We start from the raw sequence: 6489 nt of genomic DNA, 5'->3' as shown, positions 1-6489 counted from the left end.
TAAAAAAGCGCCCGAGGTGGGCGCTTAGAAGGCAGTTTCAAAGCCAGCGAGGCTTATTCTACTGTGACCGATTTGGCCAGATTACGTGGCTGGTCTACGTCAGTACCTTTAATCAGCGCGACATAGTAAGACAGCAGCTGCAACGGAACCGTATAGAAGATCGGTGCAACGATTTCTTCGACGTGCGGTAACTGAATGATCTTCATACCGTCGCTGTCAGTGAAACCGGCATCCTGATCGGCGAAAACATACAACAGGCCGCCGCGGGCGCGCACTTCTTCGATATTCGACTTCAGTTTTTCCAGCAGTTCGTTGTTAGGTGCAACGACGATCACCGGCATATCGGCATCAATCAGCGCCAGCGGGCCGTGTTTCAGCTCACCTGCCGCATACGCTTCCGCATGAATATAGGAAATCTCTTTCAGCTTCAGCGCACCTTCCATCGCGATCGGGTATTGATCGCCACGTCCGAGGAACAGCGCGTGATGTTTGTCAGAGAAGCCTTCCGCCAGCGATTCGATGGTTTTATCCAGCGACAGCATCTGTTCGATACGCGCAGGCAGCGCCTGTAATGCGTGAACAATGTCATGCTCAACCTGTGGTGCCATGCCTTTCAGACGGCCCATACGCGCCACCAGCATCAGCAGAACGGTCAGCTGGGTGGTAAACGCTTTCGTCGACGCCACGCCAATTTCTGTGCCCGCTTTGGTCATCAGCGCCAGATCGGATTCACGCACCAGCGAAGAACCGGCAACGTTACACACGGCCAGAGAACCGAGATAACCCAGCTCTTTGGACAGGCGCAGTGCCGCCAGCGTATCGGCGGTTTCACCAGACTGAGACAGGGTGATGATCAGGCTGCCAGGACGAACGGCAGATTTGCGATAACGGAATTCCGACGCAATCTCGACATCACACGGCATACCGGCCAGTGATTCGAACCAGTAACGCGCCACCATACCGGAGTTGTATGACGTGCCGCAGGCAATGATCTGAACATGCTGAACGCGGGACAGGATTTCATCCGCTTTTTCGCCCAGTTCGCTCAGATTGACTTCACCGTGGCTGAAACGCCCTTCCAGCGTGTTTTTAATCGCCAGTGGCTGTTCGTAGATTTCTTTTTGCATGTAGTGACGGTATTCGCCTTTGTCACCGGCGTCGTACTGCACTTTGGATTCAATTTCTGCACGCTCAACGGCATGACCGTTTTTGTCATACACGCTGACAGAACGGCGTTTAACCTCGGCCACATCGCCTTCTTCCAGGAACAGGAAGCGTCGGGTAACAGGCAACAGCGCCAGCTGATCGGAAGCGATGAAGTTTTCACCCACGCCACGACCAATTACCAGCGGGCTGCCGGAACGGGCTGCGACCAGAACGGACGGGTCACGTCGGTCCATCACTACGGTGCCATAAGCGCCGCGCAGCTGAGGGATCACACGCTGAACGACTTCCAGCAACGTGCCGCCCTGAAGTTGTTCCCAATGCACCAGATGCGCGATCACTTCGGTATCGGTTTCGGAATCAAAACGGTAACCGCGTTCAATCAGTAACTCACGCAAAGGTTCGTGGTTTTCGATAATGCCGTTGTGCACTACCGCAATGTAATCAGATACATGCGGGTGTGCGTTCGCTTCAGAAGGTTCACCGTGCGTTGCCCAGCGGGTATGTGCAATACCGGTACCGCCGTGCAAAGGATGTTGATCCAGAGCGTCAGCCAGCATCTGGACTTTGCCCAGACGACGCAGGCGCCCCATTTTTCCGTCTGCATCAATCACGGCCAGACCCGCTGAGTCATAACCGCGGTATTCCAGACGGCGTAAACCTTCCAACAGAATTTCAGCAATATCGCGTTGCGCTACTGCGCCTACAATTCCACACATCAGTTTTATTCCTATTGAAGGTCTTTCGGGACCTTTTTTGATGCCTGACCTGATTTATCCACACGCCCCGTTTTCCGGTGTACGTGCGGTTCCCCGAGCCTTGTAGAAGTTGGGGATTATTATGTTTTGGTCTGCATTCGGATAAAAATGCAGACCAAAATACAAAGCGACAGAAAGAAATCAGGCGCAATTTTATACGCCTGACGCATTACGTTTCAGGGTAGCTTATTTTTTCTTCACGGGTTTCTGCCAGTCCGGCTTATGTACCTGCGGAACGCGGCTCAACAGCAAACCGTTATCCGGCACATCGCGCGTCACGGTTGTTCCGGCAGCGATGGTGACATTATTACCCACGGTGACCGGCGCAATCAGCTGGGTATCAGACCCGACAAAGACATCGTTGCCGATAATCGTTTTGCTTTTGTTCACGCCGTCATAGTTGCAGGTAATCGTCCCCGCGCCGATATTCACGTTGTCGCCAATTTCGGCGTCGCCGAGATAGGAAAGATGGCCCGCTTTCGAACCTTTCCCCAAACGCGCTTTTTTGATTTCGACGAAGTTACCCACATGAGCGCCTTCACCCAGTTCGGCCCCCGGACGCAGACGGGCAAAAGGTCCGACCGTACAACCACTTTCCAGCACAGCATCTTCAAATACGCTGTACGGGCTGACTTCGCAGTCATCGCCGATCACGCAATTTTTCAGTACGCAGCCCGCGCCGATTTTCACGCGATCGCCCAGTTTTACGTGGCCTTCGATAATGACGTTAGTGTCGATCACCACATCAATCCCATGAGACAACTCGCCACGGAGATCAAAGCGCGCCGGATCCATCAGCATCACGCCTTCCAGAAGCAGGCGTTCGGCCTGTTCGGTCTGATAAACGCGCTCAAGGCGGGAGAGTTGCAGACGGTTATTCACGCCATCCACTTCGCTTTCGCGCGCCGGATGAACGGTGGCGATCAGATTGCCTTCCGCATGTGCCATCGCGATGATGTCGGTAATATAATACTCGCCCTGCGCGTTATTGTTATTCAACTGACCGAGCCAGCGTTTTAACGACGCGCCGTTGGCCACCAGAATACCGGTGTTAATTTCCTGGATTTTGAGCTGCTCAGCATTCGCATCTTTTTGCTCAATGATGCCGGTCACAATGCCATTTTCGCGCACGATGCGGCCATAGCCGGTTGGATTATCCAGCACGACGGTCAGCAAACCGATACCCCCTTCAGGCTTAGCTTTCAGCAAATTATTCAGCGTTTCGACCGAAATCAGCGGGACATCGCCGTAAAGCATCAGGACATCTTCGTCATCCGCAAAGAAAGGCGCAGCCTGTTGCATTGCATGTCCGGTACCCAACTGTTCAGCCTGCAATACCCAGTTCAGTTCACTGCCAGCCAGCGTTTTCTTCAGTAAATCGCCACCATGGCCATAGACCAGATGCACGTTTCGGGCACCCACTTGTGTGGCCGCATCAATGACGTGTTGAACCATTGGCTTTCCCGCCAACGTATGAAGAACTTTAGGGAGGTTGGAATACATGCGTGTTCCCTTGCCCGCGGCAAGGATCACCACACTCAGTGAGCTGTTTGACATAGATGACCTGACAAATCCAATTTGAGTGACAAAAGTAACCCGTTATGTGAACGAATTACTACATATTTCGTGTCAAAAACCGCCTGCAAGCCGCAGCCCGCAAGGGTTGAACACGATGTAAACTATAACAAAAAATCTGAGGGTAATATGTCCATTAATTACGCAAGTATTCCACCTAAAGCCTAAGTTAGCCTTGGGAAAAATGCTGAAAAATACCCTTTTTTAAAGATAAAAAAAAAGCGACCCGAAGGTCGCTTTTCTCAATGATGTTGTTACATCGCTTTTCTGGTCAGTTCGATAACGCGAAGTTTCGCGATCGCCTTAGCCAGTTCCGCTGACGCCTGAGCGTAATCAACGTCGCCGTGAGAACCACTAATGTGTTCTTCCGCTTTGCGCTTAGCTTCAAGCGCGCGCGCTTCGTCGAGGTCTTGCCCACGGATTGCAGTATCAGCTAACACGGTCGTTGCATTCGGCTGCACCTCAAGGATGCCACCGGAAAGATAGATATACTCTTCTTCACCGTGTTCTTTAACAATGCGCACCATGCCAGGCTTGATGGCGGTGAGCAGCGGAGCATGCCCCGGGAAAATACCCAGTTCGCCTTCGCTACCCGTCACCTGGATTTTCTGTACCATGCCGGAAAACATACGTTTTTCCGCACTGACAACATCCAGATGGTAAGCTTTTTCAGCCATGTCATCCTCTCTCACAACAAACTAGCGTTACAGTTTCTTGGCTTTTTCCACTGCTTCTTCAATGGTGCCGACCATGTAGAACGCTTGCTCTGGCAGGTGATCGTAGTCGCCGTCCATAATGCCTTTGAAACCACGAATGGTATCTTTCAGCGATACGAACTTGCCCGGAGAACCGGTAAAGACTTCGGCCACGAAGAATGGCTGGGACAGGAAGCGTTCGATCTTACGCGCACGGGATACGGCCAGTTTGTCATCTTCTGACAACTCGTCCATACCCAGGATCGCGATGATGTCTTTCAGTTCCTTGTAACGTTGCAGAATAGACTGCACGCCACGAGCCACATCATAGTGTTCCTGACCAACAACCAGTGGATCCAGCTGACGGCTGGTGGAATCCAGTGGGTCAACCGCCGGGTAGATACCCAGAGACGCGATCTGACGGCTCAGTACCACGGTTGCATCTAAGTGAGCAAATGTGGTGGCTGGAGATGGGTCAGTCAAGTCATCCGCAGGGACGTAAACGGCCTGTACGGAGGTGATAGAACCACTTTTGGTAGAGGTGATACGTTCTTGCAGAGCGCCCATCTCTTCCGCCAGCGTTGGCTGATAACCTACCGCTGATGGCATACGGCCCAGAAGTGCAGACACTTCGGTACCGGCCAGGGTGTAACGGTAAATATTGTCAACAAACAGCAGTACGTCACGACCTTCATCACGGAATTTCTCCGCCATGGTCAGGCCGGTCAGTGCAACGCGCAGACGGTTACCTGGTGGCTCATTCATCTGACCATAGACCAGGGAAACTTTGTCGATAACGTTGGATTCGGTCATTTCGTGGTAGAAGTCGTTACCCTCACGAGTACGTTCACCCACGCCTGCAAACACAGAATAACCGGAGTGCTCGATCGCGATGTTACGGATCAGCTCCATCATGTTTACAGTTTTACCTACACCCGCACCACCGAACAGACCGACTTTACCGCCCTTAGCGAACGGGCACATCAGGTCCATAACTTTGATACCGGTTTCCAGCAATTCCTGGGAGTTTGCCAGCTCTTCATAAGAAGGCGCAGCACGGTGAATGGCACGACGTTCTTCTTCGCCGATTTCACCTTTCATGTCGATTGGTTCACCCAATACGTTCATGATACGACCCAGTGTTGCAACACCCACCGGAACTTCAATTGGGTGTTGCAGGTTGTTCACTTTCAGACCGCGACGCAAGCCATCTGATGTACCCATTGCGATACAACGAACAACGCCGCCGCCTAACTGTTGCTGAACTTCCAGCACCAGCTTGGAGGTACCGTTTTCTACCTCAAGAGCATGGTACACGTTCGGTACCGCATCCTGAGGGAACTCGACGTCCACCACGGCGCCGATTACCTGGATAATCTTTCCAGTAGCCATCTTGAATCCTCTACGTAATTCGTAAACCTAGCTTAAACCGCGGAGGCTCCCCCGACGATCTCGGTGAGTTCCTGAGTGATGCTGGCCTGACGAGCTTTGTTGTATACCAACTGCAGCTCTTTGATCAGGCTGCCGCCGTTATCGGTTGCGGCTTTCATCGCTACCATTCGCGCGGCCTGTTCGCTGGCCAGGTTTTCTACGACGCCCTGATAAACCTGAGATTCCACGTAGCGACGCAGGAGGGTATCCAGCAGTGCTTTCGGATCCGGCTCATACAGGTAATCCCAGGATTTCTTCGCCAGTACGCCATCTTCTGCCGGGGGCAGAGGCAACAGCTGTACGATGCGTGGTTCCTGAGACATGGTATTGACGAATTTATTGCTAACAACGCATAACTTGTCTAAACGACCTTCATCGAAAGCCTGCAACATCACTTTCACCGGTCCGATCAGTTCTGACAGGGAAGGGTTATCCCCCATGCCAGTCACCTGAGCAACAACGTTGCCCCCAACGGAACCGAAGAAAGAAGCTGCTTTGGAACCGATCAGGGCTAAGTCAACCTCAACGCCTTTCGCGGACCAATCTTTCATCTCTGTGAGCAGTTTTTTGAACAAGTTAATGTTCAGACCACCACAAAGACCACGGTCGGTAGACACCACCAGATACCCGACGCGTTTAACTTCACGCTCATCCAGGTAAGGGTGCTTGTATTCCAGATTCCCGAGCGCGAGGTGACCAATCACTTCACGAATGGTTTCTGCATAAGGACGGCTGGCCGCCATGCGATCCTGCGTTTTACGCATTTTGGAGGCGGCGACCATTTCCATCGCTTTAGTGATCTTTTGCGTGTTCTGCACGCTGCCGATCTTACTACGTATCTCTTTTCCGCCGGCCATCTCTGCTTC

5 protein-coding genes are annotated in these 6489 nt (G+C 52.4%); all 5 read right to left on the bottom strand.

Annotated features, from left to right (window positions below):
* Positions 1–53: 53 nt before the first annotated feature.
* The 5 genes from glmS to atpG all read right to left on the bottom strand — a co-directional run bounded on the left by glmS (position 54) and on the right by atpG (position 6480).
* A complete protein-coding gene (gene glmS / locus ACLBVC_RS24040) occupies positions 54–1883 on the bottom strand; it encodes a glutamine--fructose-6-phosphate transaminase (isomerizing) (RefSeq protein ID WP_195825560.1) in 1830 nt (609 codons plus the stop codon).
* Between the two features lie 225 nt (positions 1884–2108).
* A complete protein-coding gene (gene glmU, locus ACLBVC_RS24035) occupies positions 2109–3479 on the bottom strand; it encodes a bifunctional UDP-N-acetylglucosamine diphosphorylase/glucosamine-1-phosphate N-acetyltransferase GlmU (RefSeq protein ID WP_410151717.1) in 1371 nt (456 codons plus the stop codon).
* A gap of 272 nt (positions 3480–3751) precedes the next feature.
* Entirely contained in the window at positions 3752–4174 is a 423-nt protein-coding gene (locus tag ACLBVC_RS24030; protein ID WP_015699279.1) for a F0F1 ATP synthase subunit epsilon, read from the bottom strand.
* Positions 4175–4201: 27 nt separating this feature from the next.
* Positions 4202–5584: a F0F1 ATP synthase subunit beta gene (atpD, locus tag ACLBVC_RS24025; RefSeq protein WP_410151716.1), complete on the bottom strand. Its 1383-nt coding sequence runs from the start codon at positions 5582–5584 to the stop codon at positions 4202–4204.
* A gap of 32 nt (positions 5585–5616) precedes the next feature.
* Positions 5617–6480 carry a F0F1 ATP synthase subunit gamma gene (gene atpG / locus ACLBVC_RS24020; RefSeq protein WP_101077833.1) on the bottom strand — a complete coding sequence of 288 codons (864 nt, stop codon included), beginning with the start codon at positions 6478–6480 and terminating at the stop codon, positions 5617–5619.
* Positions 6481–6489: the final 9 nt, after the last annotated feature.

Source organism: Rahnella selenatireducens (assembly GCF_046449555.1).
Classification (GTDB): Bacteria; Pseudomonadota; Gammaproteobacteria; order Enterobacterales; family Enterobacteriaceae; genus Rahnella; species Rahnella selenatireducens.
The sequence above is the reverse complement of the archived record's forward strand: the minus strand, read 5'-3'. Positions and strand labels throughout refer to the sequence as shown.

Bases quoted from the DNA above. Each gene is read 5' to 3' on its own strand.
- glmS (WP_195825560.1), bottom strand. From the start codon at position 1,883: ATGTGTGGAATTGTAGGCGCAGTAGCGCAACGCGATATTGCTGAAATT.
- glmU (WP_410151717.1), bottom strand. From the start codon at position 3,479: ATGTCAAACAGCTCACTGAGTGTGGTGATCCTTGCCGCGGGCAAGGGA.
- ACLBVC_RS24030 (WP_015699279.1), bottom strand. From the start codon at position 4,174: ATGGCTGAAAAAGCTTACCATCTGGATGTTGTCAGTGCGGAAAAACGT.
- atpD (WP_410151716.1), bottom strand. From the start codon at position 5,584: ATGGCTACTGGAAAGATTATCCAGGTAATCGGCGCCGTGGTGGACGTC.
- atpG (WP_101077833.1), bottom strand. From the start codon at position 6,480: ATGGCCGGCGGAAAAGAGATACGTAGTAAGATCGGCAGCGTGCAGAAC.